16 protein-coding genes and 1 pseudogene are annotated in these 20,294 nt (G+C 71.5%); 3 read left to right on the top strand and 14 right to left on the bottom strand.

The window, feature by feature from the left end; all coding sequences use genetic code 11:
• Nucleotides 1-165: 165 nt before the first annotated feature.
• Nucleotides 166-804 (bottom strand): hypothetical protein, encoded by a 639-nt coding sequence (locus tag ACWCQS_RS37645; RefSeq protein ID WP_451008656.1) that lies wholly within the window; start codon nt 802-804, stop codon nt 166-168.
• A gap of 412 nt (nt 805-1,216) precedes the next feature.
• Here ACWCQS_RS37645 and ACWCQS_RS37640 point away from each other — a divergent pair, with 412 nt between their 5' ends.
• Entirely contained in the window at nt 1,217-1,741 is a 525-nt protein-coding gene (locus ACWCQS_RS37640; RefSeq protein WP_451008655.1) for a transglycosylase SLT domain-containing protein, read from the top strand.
• Nucleotides 1,742-1,820: 79 nt separating this feature from the next.
• Here the strand turns inward: ACWCQS_RS37640 and ACWCQS_RS37635 are convergent, their stop codons facing one another.
• The 8 genes from ACWCQS_RS37635 to ACWCQS_RS37600 all read right to left on the bottom strand — a co-directional run bounded on the left by ACWCQS_RS37635 (nt 1,821) and on the right by ACWCQS_RS37600 (nt 13,056).
• Entirely contained in the window at nt 1,821-3,611 is a 1,791-nt protein-coding gene (locus ACWCQS_RS37635; protein ID WP_451008654.1) for an SWIM zinc finger family protein, read from the bottom strand.
• A 969-nt stretch (nt 3,612-4,580) separates the two neighbouring features.
• A complete protein-coding gene (locus ACWCQS_RS37630; protein WP_451008653.1) occupies nt 4,581-7,421 on the bottom strand; it encodes an SNF2-related protein in 2,841 nt (946 codons plus the stop codon).
• A gap of 96 nt (nt 7,422-7,517) precedes the next feature.
• Nucleotides 7,518-8,099: a sugar kinase gene (locus tag ACWCQS_RS37625; protein ID WP_451008652.1), complete on the bottom strand. Its 582-nt coding sequence runs from the start codon at nt 8,097-8,099 to the stop codon at nt 7,518-7,520.
• Complete coding sequence (locus ACWCQS_RS37620) at nt 8,096-9,241, bottom strand: ROK family glucokinase (RefSeq protein WP_451008651.1); 1,146 nt, start codon at nt 9,239-9,241, stop codon at nt 8,096-8,098. Before ACWCQS_RS37620 ends, ACWCQS_RS37625 begins: the two co-directional genes overlap by 4 nt.
• Nucleotides 9,242-9,358: 117 nt before the next feature.
• A complete protein-coding gene (locus ACWCQS_RS37615) occupies nt 9,359-10,129 on the bottom strand; it encodes an ATP-binding cassette domain-containing protein (protein ID WP_450801775.1) in 771 nt (256 codons plus the stop codon).
• Nucleotides 10,126-11,154 carry an ABC transporter permease gene (locus tag ACWCQS_RS37610; RefSeq protein WP_451008650.1) on the bottom strand — a complete coding sequence of 343 codons (1,029 nt, stop codon included), beginning with the start codon at nt 11,152-11,154 and terminating at the stop codon, nt 10,126-10,128. Before ACWCQS_RS37610 ends, ACWCQS_RS37615 begins: the two co-directional genes overlap by 4 nt.
• Nucleotides 11,151-12,155, bottom strand: coding sequence for a sugar ABC transporter substrate-binding protein (locus ACWCQS_RS37605; protein WP_451008649.1), 1,005 nt, complete (start codon nt 12,153-12,155; stop codon nt 11,151-11,153). The genes ACWCQS_RS37610 and ACWCQS_RS37605 overlap by 4 nt, the downstream gene beginning before the upstream one ends.
• Nucleotides 12,156-12,318: 163 nt before the next feature.
• On the bottom strand, nt 12,319-13,056 hold the full coding sequence (locus ACWCQS_RS37600; RefSeq protein ID WP_451008700.1) for a GntR family transcriptional regulator: 738 nt from the start codon (nt 13,054-13,056) through the stop codon (nt 12,319-12,321).
• A gap of 129 nt (nt 13,057-13,185) precedes the next feature.
• On the opposite strand from ACWCQS_RS37600, the gene ACWCQS_RS37595 reads away from it, so the two are divergent.
• Complete coding sequence (locus ACWCQS_RS37595) at nt 13,186-14,202, top strand: Gfo/Idh/MocA family protein (protein ID WP_451008648.1); 1,017 nt, start codon at nt 13,186-13,188, stop codon at nt 14,200-14,202.
• A 102-nt stretch (nt 14,203-14,304) separates the two neighbouring features.
• Here ACWCQS_RS37595 and ACWCQS_RS37590 read toward each other — a convergent pair whose 3' ends face one another.
• Both ACWCQS_RS37590 and ACWCQS_RS37585 read right to left on the bottom strand, forming a co-directional pair.
• Entirely contained in the window at nt 14,305-15,486 is a 1,182-nt protein-coding gene (locus tag ACWCQS_RS37590) for a cytochrome P450 family protein (RefSeq protein WP_451008647.1), read from the bottom strand.
• Between the two features lie 80 nt (nt 15,487-15,566).
• Nucleotides 15,567-16,165 (bottom strand): annotated as a pseudogene (locus ACWCQS_RS37585) (response regulator); the annotation flags it as partial.
• Between the two features lie 135 nt (nt 16,166-16,300).
• Between ACWCQS_RS37585 and ACWCQS_RS37580 the strand changes: the two are divergent.
• Complete coding sequence (locus tag ACWCQS_RS37580) at nt 16,301-16,687, top strand: ribonuclease domain-containing protein (RefSeq protein ID WP_451008646.1); 387 nt, start codon at nt 16,301-16,303, stop codon at nt 16,685-16,687.
• Nucleotides 16,688-17,010: 323 nt separating this feature from the next.
• Here ACWCQS_RS37580 and ACWCQS_RS37575 read toward each other — a convergent pair whose 3' ends face one another.
• The 3 genes from ACWCQS_RS37575 to ACWCQS_RS37565 are packed head-to-tail and all read right to left on the bottom strand — an operon-like array spanning nt 17,011 to nt 20,281.
• Entirely contained in the window at nt 17,011-18,084 is a 1,074-nt protein-coding gene (locus ACWCQS_RS37575; RefSeq protein ID WP_451008645.1) for a BtrH N-terminal domain-containing protein, read from the bottom strand.
• Nucleotides 18,085-18,088: 4 nt separating this feature from the next.
• The gene (locus ACWCQS_RS37570; protein ID WP_451008644.1) at nt 18,089-19,870 is read right to left on the bottom strand and encodes a carbamoyltransferase family protein; all 1,782 of its coding nucleotides are present in this window, start codon (nt 19,868-19,870) and stop codon (nt 18,089-18,091) included.
• A gap of 15 nt (nt 19,871-19,885) precedes the next feature.
• Entirely contained in the window at nt 19,886-20,281 is a 396-nt protein-coding gene (locus tag ACWCQS_RS37565) for a pentapeptide repeat-containing protein (RefSeq protein WP_451008643.1), read from the bottom strand.
• Nucleotides 20,282-20,294 lie beyond the last annotated feature (13 nt).

The raw sequence follows: 20,294 nt of genomic DNA, 5'->3' as shown, positions 1-20,294 counted from the left end.
ACACCCATGTCAGGTGGAGTGTCGCGCGCAGACGGCCCTTCCCCCGGCGTGATAGCGGGTGGCCGGCGAGCACCTCCTGCGCCGGACGGTGCCCCCGGTCACCCGCCCCCGCTCGCCCGGCGCGCACGAGTCCCTCACTGCGGCATCCGGACGAGCCGCCCGACGTCAGTAGCGCTGGGCCTTGGCGAGGACGGCTGTCAGCTTCGTCTCCGGTGGCTGGTGGCTGGAGGCGATGGGTTGGTCCTTCTTCCCGGGTTCCAGGTGCTCCGCCCCGACGTACCGCGTCTCGACCACCTTGCCGGCCGCGTCCTTGAAGTCGACCTGCACCGCGTACGAGGCCGCGCTGCCGGTCTTGTTGGTGATGGTGACCAGGACGGCGAGCACTCCGCCGGTCTGCGACCTGGGAATGCCCGTCATGGCGACCTCGGAGAGCGCGTTGCCCCGGCCTTTGACGTTCTTCAGCTCCTTTTCCGCCGCCGCACTCCTGCGCTGGGTCTCGGCGTCCACCGAGGCCTCGAACTCGGAGGCGCGAGCCGAGGCGGAGGACGCCGCGGCGGAGGCGGACGCCCGGGCCGAGCCGATCGCCGAGGAGGCCGAGGACGCCAGAGCCGACGGTGGCGCACCGGAGAACGACGAGACGTTCGGTGTACGGGGAGTGCCGGCCGGAGTCGCGGAGCCCGCGCTCTGGCCATTGCCGTTGCCGCAGCCGACGAGACCGCCGACGAGGAACAGGCCGCCGAGCGCGCTTCCCACGATGATCCGGCGCCGGGCCCTCGCGGAGCCTTCGGGGCGAGTCACGGACATGGTGCCGTCCAAGGGGTCGATGGTCTGGGTCTTCCATCGTGAGACCCCGATTTACCCCTCGCGAGTCGACTCCGAAGCCCCGCCGGAGGGGCCCCGCGTGTGATGCCACCCATAGGAGCCAGATCACATCCTAGCGAGGGCCGTAGACGCTCCACTCGGCCGACCTGCACAGAAGTCACCATTTAACAGTTCATTTCGGACATTACTACGGAGTTGGGTAGTACGTCACATCATTGCGTCGCGCTCAGCCGGCCCGTAAACATTGCTGTCGTCGCCGGGAGACACCGGCCGGACCGAGCGGGACACCGCCGGATCCGCCCGCTCCCGACGCAGCCCGGGGCATTCGCCCCACGCCACCGCGACCGACAGCGGCCGGCACCGACTACGTCCTTTCGTGGAGAGTTCCTTCCGTATGACCATGATCAACCGCACCCGCATCGCTCGCCTGCGCACCCTCGCCCTCACCGGCATCACCACGACCGGCGCGGCGGCCGTCGCCCTCACTCTGATGCCCGCGAACGCCCAGGCCGCCGAAGCGACGCAGGTGTCGGCCTCCTCCGTGGTCAAGACGTCCTCGCACGACAGCAGCGCCGGCTCCCAGTCCAAGGCCGGTACCGCCAACAACCTCGACGGCTGGATCAAGCAGTCTCTGCAGATCATGAAGGCCAAGGGCATCCCCGGCAGCTACGAGGGCCTCAAGCGCAACATCATGCGCGAGTCCGGTGGCAACCCCACCGCCCAGAACAACTGGGACGTCAACGCCAAGCAGGGCACCCCCTCCAAGGGCCTGCTCCAGGTCATCGACCCGACCTTCAACACCTACCACGTCGCCGGTACCGCCAAGAGCGTCACCGACCCGGTGGCCAACATCACCGCGGCCGCCAACTACGCGGCCCACCGCTACGGCTCCATCGACAACGTCAACTCCGCGTACTGAGCCGACGCACCCCAGCACCGGAAGGCCGGTGCCGACAGCGACAACCGCTGCCGGCACCGGCCTTCTCGCGTCGCAGCGGTCAGCCGTCGTCCGGTGTGCCGAGGCCGGTCAGGGCGCCCACCGGGTCCAGGTCGGGCGTGCCGCGGGGCCACCAGTCGTCCCGGCCCGGCTCCGACTCGTACGCGTACCACAGGCCGTCGCGGCCCAGCCGGAGCTGTACGTGGCCGCGGGGATGGGTGAGGCGGTTGCGCCAGGGCCGGAACGCCGGAAGGTCGGCGGCGAGCAGCAGCGGGCGGGCCCGGTCGAAGCGGCCAGCTGGGGGGTCCCACGGCTCCTCCAGCACCGCCAGCCCGGCGGCCCCGCCCTGTCGCCAGGCCGCGACGGCCCGCGAGAGGTCGGCCGGGGGGCGGCCGACGGCCGTGGCAAGCGTGGCGTAGAGGGTGCGGGTGGTGGCCGTGAGGCCGGAGCCGGGGCGGGCGGCGGCCAGGCGCACCGCGTCCTGCCACAGGGTCAGCTCGCCCACCGGATCGCGTCCGGTGCCGAGCAGCGCGTGGGCGCGGGCGGCGGCGTCGGTCGCGAGCTGGTCCAGGGCGAAGGGGTCGGGGCCGCCGGGCGCCGCCGGATAGACCGGGGGCTGCTCGGGGTGCGGGGGCGTCGGCAATGGTGGGGGCAGCGGCGGGAGTTCACGCGGGGCCAGGACGTCAGCGGCGCGTACGCCCGGCAGGGACTGCGGCTGTCGCTCCTGGGCGGCGCGGGCCGCACGGGCGGCACTGCGCCGGGACAGCGCGTCGAGCAGGCTTCTCTCGCCCCGGCCGCGCAGCAGGAGCAGCACGAAGGGATCGGCGTCGAGTAGCCGCGCCGTCTGGTAGCAGAGCGCGGCCGCGTGCTTGCAGGGGTGCCCGGAGTCGGGGCAGCTGCAGCGCGGCACGAGATCGCCGGGGCCGGGCAGCAGGGGCACGCCACAGTCGGCGAGGGACTGGGGCAGTTCCTTGTCGAGCAGCGCGGCGATGTGCCCCGGCCGGTCGGCGGCCGTGTCCAGGAAGCGCGCCCAGTCCGTGTCCTCCAGCGTGCGGACCCGCACCTGCACCCGGTACGGGCGGGGCCGGCTGCCACGGACGTACGCCAGCACGAGCCCCGGTGTCACGGTGATCGCGTCGACATGCCCCTGCTCGGCGTAACCACGGCCCCGGGCCAGCCGCTTGGGGTCCAGCGCGCCCTGCTCCAGTGCGGCCACCCAGGCATTGCCCCACCAGGTCCCGGCGAACGGCGCGCCCTCGGCGGTGGCCTCACGGGGCTCGAACTCCGGAAAGGTGCGTCGCAGTTCGGAGTCGCGGTGGGGGGTGGCCATGGTGGCGGGCAGGTAGGGGGACGCCTGCGCGGTGGCCGGGTGGTGCGGTTCGGTGGGAGTGGCGGCGGTGGCGGGAGGTGTGCGCGGGGACGCCGGCTCGTCCCACGTCGGCCCCGATCCTGCGGGAGTGGGGTTCGGCTCGGCGGGGGCGGTGCCGGGGTGTGGCTCGGCCGGGGTCGTGCTGTCGTCACTGCCGCTGGTGTCGGTGCCCGGGGGCTCGTCCTCCGGGGTGTCGGACCACGTCGGCATCCGGAAGGCGTTGGCCAGGTAGTGCCGGATCTCCTGGGCGGCCTTGATGCGGGCGGCCGAGGAGTCCGGTCCGGGGCCGGTCGCGGGGCGCGGCACCGTGGCGGCGGAGCCACCGGTCGCGGGTGTCCCGCGCCGGGTACGGGGGTCCTGCGACCGCTTGCCGCGCGCCTCGGCCTCGGCACGCAGCGCCTCCCGGCGGGCGGCCCGGAGCGCCTCCCTGGCCACGTCGGCGGGGCGCACCCCGGGCCGTCCCGCCCGGGCGCCCCCGGACACGTCTCCCTCTCCCGCATGGTCAACGCCCGAGACGTCACGGTCATCCGCAGGGACGGTGCCGGGCCGGTCCCGGTCACTCGCACGGGCGGTGCCGGGCACATCTCGCGCCTCAGCACGGGCGGCGCCGGGCGCGTCTCCCTCTCCCACACGGGCAGCCCCAGGCACGTCCCGGTCCCCCGCAGGGACGCCCTCGGACACACCCCCCTCTCCCGCACGGCCGGCGCCGGGCACGTCCCGGTCCCCCGCACGGCCGGCACCGGGCACAGCTCGCGCCCCAGCAGGGGCGCCCCCGGACACGTCTCCTCCCGCACGGCCAGTGCCGGACACGTCCCGGTCCCCCGCACGGCCGGCACCGGGCACAGCTCGCGCCCCAGCACGGGCAGTGCCGGACACGTCTCCCCCTCCCACACGGGCAGCCCCAGGCACGTCCGGGCCCCCCCGCAGGGACGCCCCCGGGCGCACCCCCGTCTCCCGCACGGCCGGCGCCGGACACGTCTCGCGTCCCAGCAAGGGCGCCCCCGGACACGTCTCCCCCTCCCACACGGGCAGCCCCAGGCACGTCCGGGCCCCCCGCACGGCCGGCACCGGCACTCGCACCCGCGGACCGCGCCGGGGCACCGAGCACTCCTTCGTCGGCGGGCCGCGCGGCGGTACCGGGCGCGCCTTCGTCGGCAGGCTGAGCCCGGGCCTGCGTCTGCCTGCGGTCTGCGGCGGCGGAGTCGCCGGGTCCGTCCGGCGTGCCGGCCGTGTCCGACCGGGCGGGCACGGGGGGCATGGCCGCCCGGAGGGCGGCGCGCGCGAGGTCCGCAGGCCTCGGTTGCGCGGTGCCCGTCCCGTCGACCACGCGCCCGGACACCGCCTGCTCCTCCGCGGTCTCCCGCCCTGCTTCCGCCCGCTCGGACTCCGCTCGCTGCCGCGCCTCCCGCAGGGCGCGGCGCGCGGCGTCTCCGGGGCGCTGTTCGCCGGTCGTCACGACGGCCTCCGCAGCGAGACGAGGTCGGACAGTTCACGGTCGGTCAGTTCGGTGAGGGCCGCCTCGCCGGAGCCCAGGATGGCGTCGGCCAGGGCGCGCTTGGCGATGAGCATCTCGGCGATGCGGTCCTCGACCGTGCCCTCGGTGACCAGGCGATGGACCTGGACCGGCTGGGTCTGGCCGATGCGGTACGCGCGGTCGGTGGCCTGTTCCTCGACCGCCGGGTTCCACCAGCGGTCGAAGTGGATGACATGGCCCGCGCGGGTGAGGTTCAGGCCGGTGCCGGCGGCCTTCAGGGAGAGCACCAGGACCGGGGTCTCGCCGCTCTGGAAGCGGTCGACCATGCGCTCGCGCTCCGGGACCGGGGTGCCGCCGTGCAGCAGGTCGACCGGGATCGCGCGGGCGGACAGGTGCGCGGTGATCAGGCGGGCCATGCCGACGTACTGGGTGAAGACGAGCGCCGAGCCGTCCTCGGCGAGCAGGGTGTCCAACAGCTCGTCCAGCAGGGCGAGTTTGCCGGAGCGGGCCAGGAGCCGGTCGGCGTGCGGGTCCTCCTTCAGGTACAGCGCCGGGTGGTCGCAGATCTGTTTCAGGGCGCCCAGCAGCTTCAGCACCAGGCCCCGCCGGGCGATGCCCTCGGCGGTCTCGATGGCCAGCATCGACTCGCGCACCACCGCCTCGTACAGCGCGGCCTGTTCGCGGGTGAGCGGCACCGGGTGGTCCGTCTCGGTCTTGGGCGGCAGCTCGGGGACGATGCCCGGGTCGGACTTCTTGCGGCGCAGCAGGAACGGCCGTACCAGACGGGCCAGGCGCTCGATCGCCTCCTGGTCCTCGCCGTTCTCCACCGCGCGGGCGTGCCGGGCGCGGAAGGACTTCAAGGGGCCGAGGAGTCCGGGGGTGGTCCAGTCGAGCAGGGCCCACAGTTCGGAGAGGTTGTTCTCCACGGGGGTGCCGGTCAGCGCGACGCGCGCGGGGGCCGGGATGGTGCGCAGCGCCTTGGCGGTGGCCGAGAAGGGGTTCTTCACATGCTGGGCCTCGTCGGCGACGACCATGCCCCAGGGCTGCTCGGCCAGGCGGGCCGCGGCGGAGCGCATGGTGCCGTACGTGGTGAGGACGAAGCCGCCGTCGAGGCCGTCCAGACTCCGGTCGGGGCCGTGGAAGCGGCGGACCGGGAGACCGGGCGCGAACCGGGCGATCTCCCGCTGCCAGTTGCCCAGGAGGGACGCGGGGCACACGACCAGGGTCGGCTCGGTGCGGGCGCGTTTCAGGTGCAGGGCGATCAGGGTGACGGTCTTGCCGAGGCCCATGTCGTCGGCGAGACAGCCGCCGAGGCCGAGGGAGGTCATCAGGTCCAGCCAGGCGAGACCGCGCAGTTGGTAGTCGCGGAGGGTGGCCGCCAGCCCCGCGGGCGGTTCGGCGGGGCGCAGGCCAGCGGTGAGCCGGTCGCGCAGGGCGGCCAGCGCGCCGACCGGGACGGCCTCGACGGTCTCCCCGTCGACCTCGGCGGTGCCGGTGAGCGCGACGGACAGGGCGTCCACCGGGTCGAGCAGGCCCAGTTCGCGCTTGCGGGCCTTGCGGACGAGGGCCGGGTCGACCAGCACCCAGCGGTCCCGGAGCCGGACGACCGGGCGGTGGGCCTCGGCCAGGGCGTCCATCTCGGCCTCGCTGAGCGGATCCCCGCCGAGGGCCAACTGCCAGCGGAACCGGAGCAGTTCCTCGCTCTCGAAGAAGCCGGTGCCGTCGGTCGCCGAACCGGGCGCCGGGCGGACCACCGCGGCGGCCGTCAGGTCGCGGGCGAGGTCCCGCGGCCAGTGCACGGCGACCCCGGCGGCGGCCAGCCGCGGGGCAGCGACGCCGAGCAGCTCGCCCAGCTCCTCCTCGGACAGGGCGAGCACATCGGGCACGTCCTGTTCGGCGAGCCGGTCCAGGGGCGGCCACACGCGGGCCGCGCGCCGCACCGCGAGGGCGGCGTCCACCCGCGAGCGGGGCCCGAACGCCGTGTCCGCCTCCCCCGCCCACAGGGCCGCCGCGTCGGCCACCAGGGTGGGGTCGGCAAGGCTGTGCACCTGCACGATGGCGGCCCCGGCGGCGCGCGCGCCGTCGTGCTCGCCGGCGTCGAAGACGTCGTACGCCGACAGGTCCAGGCGGAGCGAGATCCGCACGCCCGCGTCCATGCCGGCGGCGACCTCGGCCGCCCATTCATGGGCCTGGGGCAGCGCCACGGGCTCCCGGGCGGCGAAGGGCCGGCCGGAGGTGTAGGGGGCGGCCGGGGTGCGGGGCAGGGTGTCGGCGACCGCGTCCAGGAAGGAGCGGATCAGGGCCTCCGGCTCGGGCAGCCGGAGCGGGCCCGGGTCCGGGAGCGGCACGGCGTGGCCCTCCGGGGGCAGGGCCGCGGCGACCGCGCGCAGGTGGGCGATGTCGGCGGGCTCCAGCGGGCCGGCCCGCCAGGCGTCGTGGCCGGACGGGGTCAGGCCCGGCAGCAGGCGGCCGCGGGCCACCAGCCGCAGCGCGTGCAGCGCGGCGGCGCCCCAGCAGGCCGTGGCCGGATGGGCGGCCGGGTCGCGGCGGGCCCGCACCAGCAGCGGCAGGGCCTCGGCGAGCGGGAGGCTCAGCGCGGGCACCTGCCGGCGGCGCACGCCCGCACCGTGGCGTCGTACGACCGTGATCTCGGTGGTGTCGCCCTCGACGGACCCGCCGTCGGGGTCCCAGAAGGCGATGCGGCCCTCGCGCGGGAGGGGCGCCGGAAGGTACACGGACGCGAGGCGCACCGGGAGCCGGTCCCCGGCCTGCCCGGATCCTCCCGCGCGGTCGGCCACCGCTGCCGTGCCGCCGCTCATACGTCCTGCCACCTCCCGCCCGTGCATCGGATCAGACGTCTTCGACTCTACGGGCGGGGTCTGACAACCGGCCCCGGGATCGCCCAGGGCCTGCGACTACGGGACCGTGCGGGAGACGACGTAGACCATCGGGTTCTTCGGGTCGGACATGTTCACGACCACGTCCTGGGTCGGCGCCGGGTTCTTCTGCCGGTGGGTCAGTCCCCACCAGGGCCCGGTGCCGGTGAAGCGCCAGCCGCTGACCTTCTGGTCGCGGGCGCCGATGGCGATGTCGCTCTTCTTCAGTTCGTCCCGGCGTGCGCCCATGGTCTGCAGGAAGCTGTCCAGGCCGGCGGCGTTGGTGCGGAACTGCACGTAGAGGCGGCTGGTCTTCCAGTTGTTCGTCTCGTAGGAGGCGATGTAGTCGGCCGGGTGCGGGACCGTCACCTGGTAGAGGCGGCGCTGCACCTTCGACGGCCAGCCCGAGGTCAGGCCGGTCGCCGAGTACTTCGCCTCCTTGTCCTTGCCGCTGTTGCGGCTCTGGTTCGCGGAGATCACCAGATAGCCGGCCGGGACGCCGATCAGCAGGCCGATGATCAGGAGGGTGAGCGCGCGGCGCCTGGCCTTGTGCCCGGGGTTCTCGGCGAGGCGGCGCGGCTCGTCCGGCGGGGCGGCCTGGCGGGGCAGGGAGGCGGTCATGCGGAGTCCCGATCCCGGCGGGCCTGGGTGTACCGCTCGTAGCGTTCGTACCGCTCGACCCGGCGGCGCTTGGCCCGGCGGAACCGGCGGGCGACCAGCCGGGCCAGGTCGGCGGCGCCCACCATGCCGGCCTCGGGGCCGAGCTGGGCGCGGGTGATGCGGGCCTCGGGGCGGTAGCCGCGTCCGGTGAGGTGGCGCTTGAAGGCGTCCCGGGCCGGGCCGATGAGCAGGTCGTCGGCGGCCGAGACCCCGCCGCCGATGACGAAGCAGGAGGGGTCGAGGGCGGCGGCGAGGTTGGCGATGCCGACGCCGAGCCACTGGCCGATGTCCTGCAGCAGTTCGACGCACATCGCGTCGCCCTCGCGGGCCAGCTCGGTGATCATCGGGCCGGTGATGTCGCCGATCTGGCCCTTGACGTGCTCGATGATGCCGTAGGCCACCGGGGAGTCGGCGGCGGCCAGCTCCTTGGCCTCGCGGACCAGCGCGTTGCCGGAGCTGTACTGCTCCCAGCAGCCGCGGTTGCCGCACGGGCAGCGGTGGCCGCCGGGCACGACCTGCATATGGCCGAACTCGCCGGCGACGCCGTACTTGCCGCGCTTGACCTGGCCGTCCTCCAGGATGGCGCCGCCGATGCCGGTGCCGAGGGTGATCATGACGAGGTGGTCCTCGCCGCGTCCCGCGCCGAAGCGCCACTCCGCCCAGGCGGCGGTGTTGGCGTCGTTGTCCACGAGGACCGGCACGGAGAGGCGGCCGCTCAGGCGGTCGCGCAGCGGTTCGTTGCGCCAGGACAGATGGGGGGCGAACAGGACGCGGTTGCGGTCGGCGTCGACCCAGCCCGCCGCGCCGATGCCGACCGCGTGCACGTCGTGCCGGTCGGACAGGTCCAGGACCAGCTCGACGATGGTGTCCTCGACGACCTTGGGGCTCTTGGACTTGTCCGGGGTCTCCGCGCGGAGCTTCTCCAGGATGTTGCCGTCGGCGTCCACGACGCCCGCCATGACCTTGGTGCCGCCGATGTCGATGCCCACCGTCGGCACACGGGGTGCTGTCAGATGGGAGCGGCGTTCCCTGGTACCGACCGTACGGAGCACGGGGGCCCTGCGGGAGCCGATGGGGGCGGTGAGGTCGCGGTAGGTGCTCATCGTCTGTCGATTCTGCCTCACCGTGGGTGTGGGTCGCGTACGGGACAGGAGAGGGGGGTGCGCGAGCGTCGCCGACCGCGGGTGCGTTGTGGCTCGTCGCACAGTTCCCCGCGCCCCTCAACCACGCTGCAGTTCATGGCGCAGAGCGTCCAGGTCGGATCCTCCCGCCATCTGCTGGGTCAGCTCGTCCAGAGTGATCTCGTCCCGTGTGTAATTGCCCACCATTGTGCCGCGGCGCAGCAGGACGAATCTGTCCCCGACCAGGTACGCGTGATGCGGGTTGTGGGTGATCAAGACAACGCCCAGCCCTTCGTCGCGTGCCGCGGCCACATATTTGAGGACCACACCGGACTGCTTCACCCCCAGTGCCGCCGTCGGCTCGTCCAGGACCAGGACCTTCGCGCCGAAGTGGACCGCGCGGGCGATCGCCACGCACTGGCGCTCGCCGCCGGAGAGGGTGCCGATGGGCTGGTCGACGTCCCTGAGGTCGATGCCCATGCGGAGCAGCGCCTCGCGGGTGGTACGGCGCATGAGGTCGGTGTCCAGGCGCTTGAAGGGGCCCTTGCCCTTGCGGGGCTCGGAACCGAGGAAGAAATTGCGCCAGACCGGCATGAGGGGGACGACCGCCAGGTCCTGGTAAACCGTGGCGATACCGCGGTCCAGGGCCTCGCGCGGGGAGGAGAGGGTCGTCTCCTCCCCCTCGATGCTCAGGGTGCCGCCGTCGTGCCGGTGCAGACCCGCGACGATCTTGATCAGGGTGGACTTGCCGGCTCCGTTGTCGCCGAGGACGCAGGTGATCTCGCCGGGGTGGACCTCCAGCGAGACGCCTTCGAGGGCGCGGACGGTGCCGTAGTGCTTGCTGACGTCGGCCAGCTCGACCAGAGTCACTTGTTGACCTCCGCGCGCTTCTTGACCCAGGCGTTGAGCAGGGTCGCGAGGAGCAGCATCGCTCCGAGGAAGAACTTGAACCAGTCGGGGTTCCACTCGGCAAAGACGATGCCCTTGCTGGTCATGCCGAAGAGCAGGGCGCCCACGGCGGAGCCGATCGCGCTGCCGTAGCCGCCGGTGATCAGGCAGCCGCCGATCACGGCCGCGATGATGTAGATCAGCTCGTTGCCGACGCCCTCGCCGGACTGGACGGCGTCGAAGGAGAAGAGCAGGTGCTGGCCGGAGATCCAGGCGCCGAACGCCACGCCCATGTAGAGCCCGATCTTGGTCCTGGCGACCGGGACGCCGACCGCGCGGGCCGCGTCCTGGTTGCCGCCGACGGCGAAGATCCAGTTGCCGGCGCGGGTGCGCAGCAGGATCCAGGAGGCCGTCGCCACCAGCCCGAGCCACCACAGGATCGTGACCTTGAAGCCGACCCCGCCGATCGTGAGCGTCGAGGCGAAGGCCGCGTGGGCGGAGGGGAAGCCCTCCATGTCCCCGATGGTCTTCGTCGACACCGTGCCGTCGATCAGCTTGGTGAAGCCGAGGTTCATGCCGGTCAGCATCAGGAAGGTGCCCAGCGTGACGATGAAGCTGGGCAGCTTGGTGCGGGTGAGCATGAAGCCGTTGAAGGCGCCGATGGCCAGCGTCACGAGGAGGGACACTCCTACGCCGACCCAGCTGTTCGCCGTCATCTGGTAGCTGAACATCGAGGAGACCAGCGCCGAGGACGTCACCAGGACGCCGGCCGACAGGTCGAACTCGCCGCCGATCATCAGCAGGGACACGGGTACGGCCATGATGCCGATGGTCGAGGAGGCGTACAGGATCGTGCTGAGGCTGGAGGCGCGCAGGAAACCGTCGGCGGCGCAGGCGAAGAAGACGAAGACGGCCAGGGCGCCGACCACCGAGCCCAGTTCCGGCCGGGAGAGCAGCTTCTTCGGCGGCGAGCTCTGCAGAATCCTTTCATCAATGGCTGCGCTCATCGCGTGCCCCGCTCGGTGTACGCGGCCAGCGCGGCGGCCTGGTCCTTGGTGATGATCTGCGGCCCTGTCAGCACCGGCCGGCCACCGCCGAGGACGTCGCCGTTGTACTTGTAGGCCCACAGCAGGTCGATCGCCTCGTAACCCTGGAGGTACGGCTGCTGGTCCACGGCGAAGCCCAGGGTGCCGTTCTTCAGTTCGGCGGCGACCTGGGCGTTGAGGTCGAAGGTGTCGATCTCGGCCTTGCTGCCCGCGTCACCCTTGGCCTTCACGGCGGTGTCGGCGTACGGGGCGCCCAGGGTGACGACCGAGTCGATGGAGTCGTCGGCCTGGAGCTTGGCCTCGATGGCGGACTGCACGTCCGGCATGTCGGTGCCGTTGACGTACAGCTTCTGCAGCGTGCCGTGGAAGGTCCTGGCGACGCCGTCGCAGCGCTGCTCGTGGCCCACGTTGCCCTGCTCGTGCAGCACGCACAGGGCCTTCTTCCTCCCGCGCTTGTTCAGCTCGTCGCCGACGGCCTCGCCGGCGATCGTCTCGTCCTGGCCGATGTGGGTGAGGGCGCCGAAGGCCTTGGACTCCGCGGAGCCGGAGTTCACCGTGATCACCGGGATGCCGGCCTTCTCGGCGCGGGCCACGGCTGCCTTCATGGCGTCCGGCTTGGCGAGGGTGACGATGATGCCGTCGACCTTCTTGTCGACCGCCGCGTCCACCAGCTGCGCCTGCTGCTGGGCCTGGTCGTCGTGCGAGTACAGGAAGTTGATGTTGTCCTTGACGGCGGCCTGCTTGGCGCCGCTCTGCACGATGTCCCAGAAGGTGTCGCCGTCTCCCGAGTGGGTGATCATCGCGAAGGTCCAGCGGGGCGTGTTCACCGCCGCCCTCCCCTGGGCCGCGGCGGCCTTGCGGGCGTCCTCGGCCCGCTTGCCTCCCGTGCTGCTGCATGCCGCGAGGGACAGCGAAAGTGCCCCTGTCAGCGCGATGACCGCCCACGTCCTGAACCGTGCCACGAGGCAGTGCCCCTTCTTGCTGTGTTCGTACGTACGGAAGGGGCCGGTGATCAGCTCAGCGGCCCCAAACGCTCCAGTATCGAACACGGGGGACACTCATGACACAGCCGGGGAGCACGCACCCGTCCGAATGTCCGGACATTGCAACGAACGCGGTCGCCGGTCAGGGCCGGACGAGCAGTTGGAACTCGAAGGAGTAACGCGTCGGCCGGTAGGTGTGGTCGCCGAACTCGACCGCGCGGCCGGTGTCGTCGAAGGTGGTGCGCTGCATGGTGAGCAGCGGGGCGCCCTCGTCCTCGGCGAGCCGCTCGGCCTCGGCCGCCGTGGCACCGCGGGCGCCGATGGACTGGCGGGCGCTGTGCAGGGTGATCCCGGCCGAGCGCATCAGCCGGTACAGGCCGGTGGCCTCCAGCTGGGCGGTGTCCAGGTCGAGCAGGCCCGGCGGGATGTGGTTGATCAGGTACGCCATCGGCTCGCCGTGCGCGAGGCGCAGCCGCTCGATGCGGTGCACCTCGCCGCCCTCGGGGACGCCGAGCGCGGCGGCGACCTCCGCGGAGGCCGGCACGACCGTGTTGACCAGCACCTTGGTCGCGGGGCGCTGACCGGCCGCCTCCAGGTCGTCGTACAGACTGCTCAGCTCCAGCGGGCGCTTGACCTGGCTGTGCACCACCTGCGTGCCGACGCCGCGGCGGCGCACGAGGAGCCCCTTGTCGACGAGGGACTGGATGGCCTGGCGGACGGTCGGCCGGGACAGACCGAGCCGCGCGGCCAGCTCGATCTCGTTGCCCAGCAAGCTGCCCGGAGTGAGGCTGCCGTGCTCGATGGCGGCCTCCAGCTGCTGGGAGAGCTGGAAGTACAACGGCACCGGGGAGCTACGGTCCACATGGAGGTCGAGCGACACGGTGGGGTCCACATCTGGTTTCGGCACGGCCCGAGCGTAGCCCCGTGGCCGGTTGACGGGAAGTTGTGTAGTCCGGTTGTCCGGACATACGCATTGACAGCGCACGGGCTCCGCCCTCACTTTGTTTCCATGCGCATCGGGGTCATCGGTACGGGCCGCATCGGCAGCCTTCACGCGAGAACGCTCAGCCGCCACCGGGAGGTCGGGTCGCTGATCCTGACGGACGCGGATCCGGCGCGTGCGCAGGGACTGGCGCACCGGCTGGGTGAGACGGCGGCGCCGGGTGTGGACGAGATCTTCAAGTGGGGCGTGGACGCGGTGGTGATCACCACGGCGACGTCGGCACACGCCGAACTGATCGGTCGGGCAGCCCGCTCGGGCCTGCCGGTCTTCTGCGAGAAGCCGATCGCGCTCGACCTGCCGGGCACGCTGCAGGCGCTCGCCGAGGTGGAGACGGCGGGCACGATTCTGCAGATGGGGTTCCAGCGGCGCTTCGACGCGGGATACGCCGGCGCCCGCGAGGCCGTGCACTCGGGACGCCTCGGCCGGCTGCACACCGTGCGCGCGATGACCTGCGACCAGTCCCCTCCCCCGGCCGACTGGCTGCCGCTGTCCGGCGGGCTGTTCCGGGACACGCTGATCCATGACTTCGACGTCCTGCGGTGGGTGACGGGCCGTGAGGTGGCCGACGTCTACGCCACCGGGTCCGACGCCGGGCCCGCGATGTTCCGCGAGGCCGGGGACGTCGACACGGGCGCGGCGCTGCTCACGCTGGACGACGGCACGCTGGCCACGGCCACGGCGACCCGGCTGAACGGCGCCGGGTACGACGTGCGCATGGAGCTGGCCGGGGAAGCGGACACGGTCGTGGTGGGCCTGGACGACCGTACGCCGCTCGCGTCCACCGAGCCGACCGGGCCGCCGCCCGCGGACAAGCCGTGGCCGGGCTTCCTGGAGCGGTTCGGCCCCGCGTACGAGGCCGAGCTGAACGCCTTCCTGGAGGTGGTGCACGGCGAGCGCCCCAACCCGTGCGACGGCCACGAGGCCCTGCAGGCTCTGCGGGTGGCCGAGGCCTGCGAGCTCTCCCGCCGGGAGCGGCGCCCGGTGTCCCTGGCCGAGATCCCGGACCGGGCACGGGCCGCCTAGCCGAGGCCCGGCACGGGTGCCGTCCGACGGTCGTTCGGAACCGTCGGGCGGGGGGGGCGAGCCCCGCACCGGCCGCCGGACGGGTGCCCGGCGGCCGAAGAGCTACCAGCGCACCGGCAGGGTGCGGACGCCTCTCATCAGGAGGCCCGGAAGCCACTCGCCGGGTGCGCCGTCGAGAGTGAGGGCGGGGGCGCGGCGCAGGAGGGTGCCGATGGCAGTGCGGCCCTCCAGGCGGGCCAGGGGTGCGCCCAGGCAGTAGTGGACGCCATGACCGAAGGCGAGATGGCCGCGGGGGTCGCGGCGGATGTCGAAGCGGTCCGCCTCGGCATAGCGGGCGCCGTCACGCTGGGCCGCGGTGAGGCCGATCATCACATGCTCGCCCCGCTCGATCCGGATGCCGCCGATGTCCAGGGGCTCGGCGGCATACCGGAAGGTGGCGGTCTCCACCGGGCCCTCGTAGCGGAGCATCTCCTCGATCGCGCCGTCCAGCAGGCCCATGTCGGTGCGCAGGGCGGCGAGTTGCTCGGGATGGGTGAGCAGCGCCAGGACGCCGTTGCCGATGAGGTTGACCGTGGTCTCGTGGCCGGCGATCAGCAGCACGTAGGCCATGCCGCGCAGTTCTTCCGCCGAGAGCCGGTCGCCGTCCTCGGCGGTGGTGCGGATCAGGTCGCTGAGCAGGTCGTCGGCCGGACCGGCGCACCGCTTGTCCTCGATCAGCTCCGTCAGGTACTCGGCGAGGCGGACCACCGCGTCGTACTCGCGCTGCGCGCTGGTCGGGGCGACCACCTCCGTCGACAGTTTGCGGAACTCGTCGCGGTCCAGCTCCGGGACGCCGAGGAGTTCGCAGATGACGGTGATGGGCAGCGGGTAGGCGAGGCAGCCGATGAGGTCGGCGCGGCCGGCCGGGAGCATCTCGTCCAGCAGGTCGTCGGTGATCTGCTGGACGCGCGGGCGCAGCCGCTCGACCCGGCGCATGGTGAAGGCCCGGGCGACGAGGCCGCGCAGGCGGGTGTGCTGCGGCGGGTCGGTGGCCAGCAGGTGCCGGCCGATCAGGTCCTCGTCGAGGAAGGTCACGCCGATCCTGCTGCCGTCCTTGGCCAGACGCGGGTCGGCGAGCGCGGCGCGGGCCTCCTCGTACCCGACGACGAGCCAGCTCTCGTAGCTCTTGTCGGAGCCCGGCGGCCGGACGCGGTGGACCGGGCCGCGCTCGCGCAGGCGCGCGTACACCGCGTGCGGGTTCCGGCGCAGTTCGTCGCCGTACTCCCCCAGGTCGATCAGCTCCATGTCCTTCCCGTCCTCCCCTTGCGGCCCCCGAGGCCAGGACAGCAGCACTCCATTTTCCGGACAACGCCCCGGACGCCCGGTTAGTGCCCGTCGTCCTCGAGGAGTCCGGCGTCGTAGGCGAGCAGGGCGATCTGGACGCGGTTGTCGAGGCCGAGTTTGGCGAGGATGCGGGAGACGTGGGTCTTGACGGTGGCCACGCTCATGAACAGCCCGGTGGCGATCGCCGCGTTGGGGAGGCCGCGGCCCACGGCGACGGCGACCTCGCGTTCGCGGTCGTTGAGGACGGCGAGCCGTTCACGCGCGCGTGCCTGGCGCGCGTCGGCGGCGCCGCCGGCCGCGTGCCGCATCACCTGCCGGGTGACGGCGGGCGACAGCACGGGGTCGCCGGCCGCGACCCGGCGCACGGCGTCGACGATCTCGGTGGGCGGGGTGTCCTTCAGCACGAAGCCGGCGGCGCCCGTGCGCAGGGCGTGCAGCACCTGCTCGTCGGCGTGGAAGGTGGTGAGCACCACGACCTGCGGGGCGTCGGCCCGCGCACGCAGCCGCTCGGTCGCGGTGAGCCCGTCCACCGATGGCATCCGGATGTCCATGAGGACGACGTCCGGCCGGGTGCGCGAGACGGGTTCCTCGGCCTGGGCGCCGTCCGCGGCCTCCCGACGATCTCGATGTCCCCACGCCCGGTTCGAAACGACGTGTGGGAGCGACGTGGTGACGCCAGGTCACAAGTTAACTCCGCGAAAACTCATCGGACGGGACGGGAAACTCTTGGAGTTGTCATTGACATGCCACCATCTACGCGCGTCATCATGACGGCATGAGATTCCCCCCACGAATCACCCGCATCGGCGCCGCAGCCGCCGTCCTGTCCGCCCTCCTCATCGGCGGCACCGTCACCGCCACCCCGGCGGCCGCCGCAGTCGGCAGCATCTGCTACAGCGACCTGCCCTCCCAGGCGCACGACACACTCGACCTGATCGCGTCGGACGGCCCGTTCCCGTACTCGCAGGACGGCACCGTCTTCTCCAACCGCGAAGGCGTCCTGCCCAGCGAGCCGTCGGGCTACTATCACGAGTACACCGTGATCACGCCGGGCTCCTCCACGCGCGGCGCACGTCGGATCGTCACGGGTGAGGAGTCCCAGGAGGACTACTACACCTCCGACCACTACGCCACGTTCGATCTCATCGACTTCGGTTGCTGAGGTCTGGCCGTCCGTCACCACCTCACCATCGGCACCGGCCGGGAAGCACGGTTCGTGTGATCCCTGGCCAGGAGCGCATGTCGGCGCTCGCCGAACGTCCAGCCGGGCGGATCGCCGTGTCCGCAAGGCGGTTGACCGTCGACGATGTGCGTTGAACACCGAGCGCCTCGCCCCGCGTACCCACTTCCCCTTACGCCCTGGGCTGCGGGACGAGGCAGTTCGGCTGCCGGTGAGCGAAGACCGTGCAGTCGCCCCGTCGCGCCTCCTCGGCCCGCCTGGCGCTCATCGCCGTGAGGACGAGACCCCGCTGCCGTGGGGTCAGGTCAGCTCGACAGTTCCATGAGACGGCTCATCAGGTGGTGTTCCTCCTCGGCGGCCTCATGCACCAGCTTCGACGCGCTGTGGAGGGATTCCCGCGACGACGCGACTCCCGCCTCGTGCACAAGCCTGGCCACGCCGGTCCACTTCTCCGACACCTCGCGGTACGCGTCCGAGATCTCCCGGAAGCCGGCGACACCGGTGAGTTCGGCGGTCTCCGCCAGGAACTCCGCCCACATCATGCGGAACAGGCCCCCGCCCGTTCCCGCGTCTTCCATGATCGTGGAGATCTCGGGAAGGCTGTCCGCGGGCGATTCCAGGTCGTCGAGCCACTGCGGCATGAGGTCGGCGACTTTGTGCATCCCCTTGAACCCGAAGTTGGAAATCGGCGGATTCAAAAAGTCTTCCGCCGCCATTTTGATGCCTTTGCGGGCGGCTTCCCCCAGGTCAGGAAGGCCGCCCTTCCGACGATCGAGGGTGAAGGCTCGGTTACGTGAACTCATCGGGCCGCGCGCGTTTCGCGCCGTCGCGAGGGATTCGCCGGAGGCCCATTTCAGGCCGAGCGGCTGAGTTTCGACCAGGGCGAAACGGTCGTCGTCGTGCCCGACGCAGGCGACATAGTGTGCCGCGAAACGGAAGTCGTCGGTGGAGTAGTCGAGGAAGTACCGGTCGAGCTTGAGGCCGACAACGGTTCCGGAATCAAGCTCTTCCAGCAACTGTTCCCTCGCCCGTTTCACCGAAGAGGTCTCGTGAACGGACAGCCGCAAGTTCAGCGCATTCGCGAGATTGACGGAGAGCGTGTCGGGCTTGATGCGGCCACCGACGAACGGCGTCGGCATCTGCTTCGTCCGCCAGTAGATGAACGACAGGCCACCGGCGAGGCCGAAGACGAGTGACTCCGACAAGTTGATCTCTTGCTGCCGCAACAGATTCACGAGGGTGGTCGACTCACAGTGTTTGCCGACGAACGGTTCTGCCTCTAAAAGCGACACTTGTTCACCTGTCCCTTCCTTCGCGTGGATCGTAGCGCAGCCTCCTTGAGTGCGGTTGCGGGTGGCCGGTACCAGAAGGGAGTTCACTCGTTCACATCGCGCGCGACACCAGGAAGTTGCCGAGGAACAGATGGTCCATCTCCGTCTTGAGGAAGCAGGCCAGAGCATCCGCGGGTGAGCAGACGATGGGTTCGCCGGCGACGTTGAACGATGTGTTGATCAGACAGGGAATCCCGGTGAGCTCGGTGAACTGACGCAGCAGTTCGGCGAGCAGCGGATTGCTCTGCTCGGTGACCGTCTGGATCCGCGAGGTGCCGTCGACGTGGCAGGCACCCTGGATCATCTCCTGGTACTCGGGTCGCACCGGAACCACGAAGGTCATGTACGGCGAGGACTTCTTCTTGCCGAGTTCGAAGACGTCGGGCGCCAGATGCTCGAGGACCACAGGGGCGAAGGGCCGGAACTGCTCGCGGTGCTTGATGCGTTCGTTGATGATGTCCTTGATGTCGGGGAACCTCGGATTGGCCAGGATGCTGCGGTTGCCCAGGGCGCGCGGTCCGTACTCAAGACGCCCCTGGAACCACCCGATGACGCATCGCTCCTGCATCAGGGTCGCGGCCTCCCGCGGCACGTCCTCGGCGTCCAGTTCCCGCCAGGTGACTTGGCCGGCGTACTGCTGGAGGGCCGCCTGGATCTCCTGGCCGCCGTAGCTGGGGCCCAGGTACGGCGACGTGCTGACCCGGGGCGGTGTGCCGGCCTGCCGGCTGGCGAACAGAGCCGCCCCGATGGCCACGCCGACGTCGCTGGCGCCGAAGCTGACGTCCATCTCGGTGAAGCGTGAACGCTCGAGCAGCTTGCTGTTGTTGACGCAGTTCAGGGCGAGTCCGCCCTCGAAAATCACGCGTGGTAGGTCGCTCCGGGCTTCGAGCGTCCGGATCTGGCCGGCGGTCACCGTCTCGAGCATGTGCTGTGCCGCACTGGCCACGCGCACCCGGTAGTCGAAGTCCTCCCGGCATTCCGCGTCTCCGCCGAAAATACGATCGAAGAGTTCGTAGTAGGCGGGGACGGCGTTCGCCGGATAGGGAATCCTGTAGGTGCCGTCGGGGCACACCTCGACCACGTCGGTGAGGAACGGGTTCGGCTCGGGAGGCGCGCCATAGCCGGCCAGCCCCATCACCTTGTACTCGTCGTTGTTCGGGACGAATCCGAGGTATCGCGTCACCACGGAGAAGAGCATCGCCAGCGAGTGTCGCGAGTCGATGGTGACGTCGTCGAATATCTTCGCCTCGCCTTCGCGCACCTCGCCCATGATCGACGACAGCCATTCAGCGCGACCGTCGCTGACCAGGAACGCCGCGTCCCCGCCGCCCGACAGGTGGTAGCCGGTCATCAGGTGCGCGATGTGGTGCGGGACCCGGACCAGCTTCTCCGGGTTCAGGCTGTGGCCCGTGTGCTCGAGGAAGTCGGCCTGAGTCGCGTCCTCGCTGAACATCGCCGCATGGGTCTCCGCCAGGCGCTGCAAGCGCGCGAACTTCTGTTCCACGGTCGCCGCGCCGTCCTCGGTGATCTCGGCGATCATCTTGTTCACCACGTCCTGGGAGAACTGCCAGGAGAAGGCGAAGGTGTCGACGTCGTCGAAGGAGAGCCCGGCCGATTCCAGGCACCAGCGCATCGCCTTGACCGGGAATTTCGACGTCTTCTTCTCCCGGTTGAGCCGTTCTTCCTCGACGGCGGCGACCAACTTTCCGTCAATGACGAGGGCGGCGGACGAGTCGTGGCCGTACAACAGGTGACGGTCGATGCCGGTGGCGCGAAAGAGGCGCCCGAAGATTTCCGCAGACTTGCCAAATCCGTTGTAGCCCAGAATGATCACGAGGGGCTCCTTTCGCTATGGCCAGATCGTGAGGTAGTCCGATATCACAGCCGACCGCCGGAAACTCGCGTCCAGCACCGCGCCGGTCAGATCAGCACCGCTGAGATCCGCGCCCTCCAGGTTCGCGCCGACGAGCCGGCAGTCGTTCAGCTCGGCCAGGATGAGGTACGCCTCGCACAGATTGGCGCCTTCGAGATTCGCGCCCCGCAGGTCGGCGGACATCAGGTACGACTCCGTCAGCACGGCGTCGGTGAGGTCCGCGTCGGCGAGTTCGGCGCCTCGCAGGTCGGCGCCGTGCAGCGCCGCCTTGCGCAGGTCGGGCCGGAAGGGGCCCTGCGCCCGGCGCCGACGGGCGTGTTCGTTCCAGCGTTCGGGGCCCTGGAGCAGTACGGACTCGTCCTCGGTGGGCATGTCTCGACCTCGC

This window comes from Streptomyces sp. NPDC002076, assembly GCF_053593835.1.
Note: the sequence above shows the minus strand (reverse complement) of the source record. Positions and strands in the feature narration are given on the sequence as shown.

Bases quoted from the DNA above. Each gene is read 5' to 3' on its own strand.
- ACWCQS_RS37645 (WP_451008656.1), bottom strand. From the start codon at position 804: ATGTCCGTGACTCGCCCCGAAGGCTCCGCGAGGGCCCGGCGCCGGATC.
- ACWCQS_RS37640 (WP_451008655.1), top strand. From the start codon at position 1,217: ATGACCATGATCAACCGCACCCGCATCGCTCGCCTGCGCACCCTCGCC.
- ACWCQS_RS37630 (WP_451008653.1), bottom strand. From the start codon at position 7,421: ATGAGCGGCGGCACGGCAGCGGTGGCCGACCGCGCGGGAGGATCCGGG.
- ACWCQS_RS37625 (WP_451008652.1), bottom strand. From the start codon at position 8,099: ATGACCGCCTCCCTGCCCCGCCAGGCCGCCCCGCCGGACGAGCCGCGC.
- ACWCQS_RS37620 (WP_451008651.1), bottom strand. From the start codon at position 9,241: ATGAGCACCTACCGCGACCTCACCGCCCCCATCGGCTCCCGCAGGGCC.
- ACWCQS_RS37610 (WP_451008650.1), bottom strand. From the start codon at position 11,154: ATGAGCGCAGCCATTGATGAAAGGATTCTGCAGAGCTCGCCGCCGAAG.
- ACWCQS_RS37595 (WP_451008648.1), top strand. From the start codon at position 13,186: ATGCGCATCGGGGTCATCGGTACGGGCCGCATCGGCAGCCTTCACGCG.
- ACWCQS_RS37590 (WP_451008647.1), bottom strand. From the start codon at position 15,486: ATGGAGCTGATCGACCTGGGGGAGTACGGCGACGAACTGCGCCGGAAC.
- ACWCQS_RS37580 (WP_451008646.1), top strand. From the start codon at position 16,301: ATGAGATTCCCCCCACGAATCACCCGCATCGGCGCCGCAGCCGCCGTC.
- ACWCQS_RS37565 (WP_451008643.1), bottom strand. From the start codon at position 20,281: ATGCCCACCGAGGACGAGTCCGTACTGCTCCAGGGCCCCGAACGCTGG.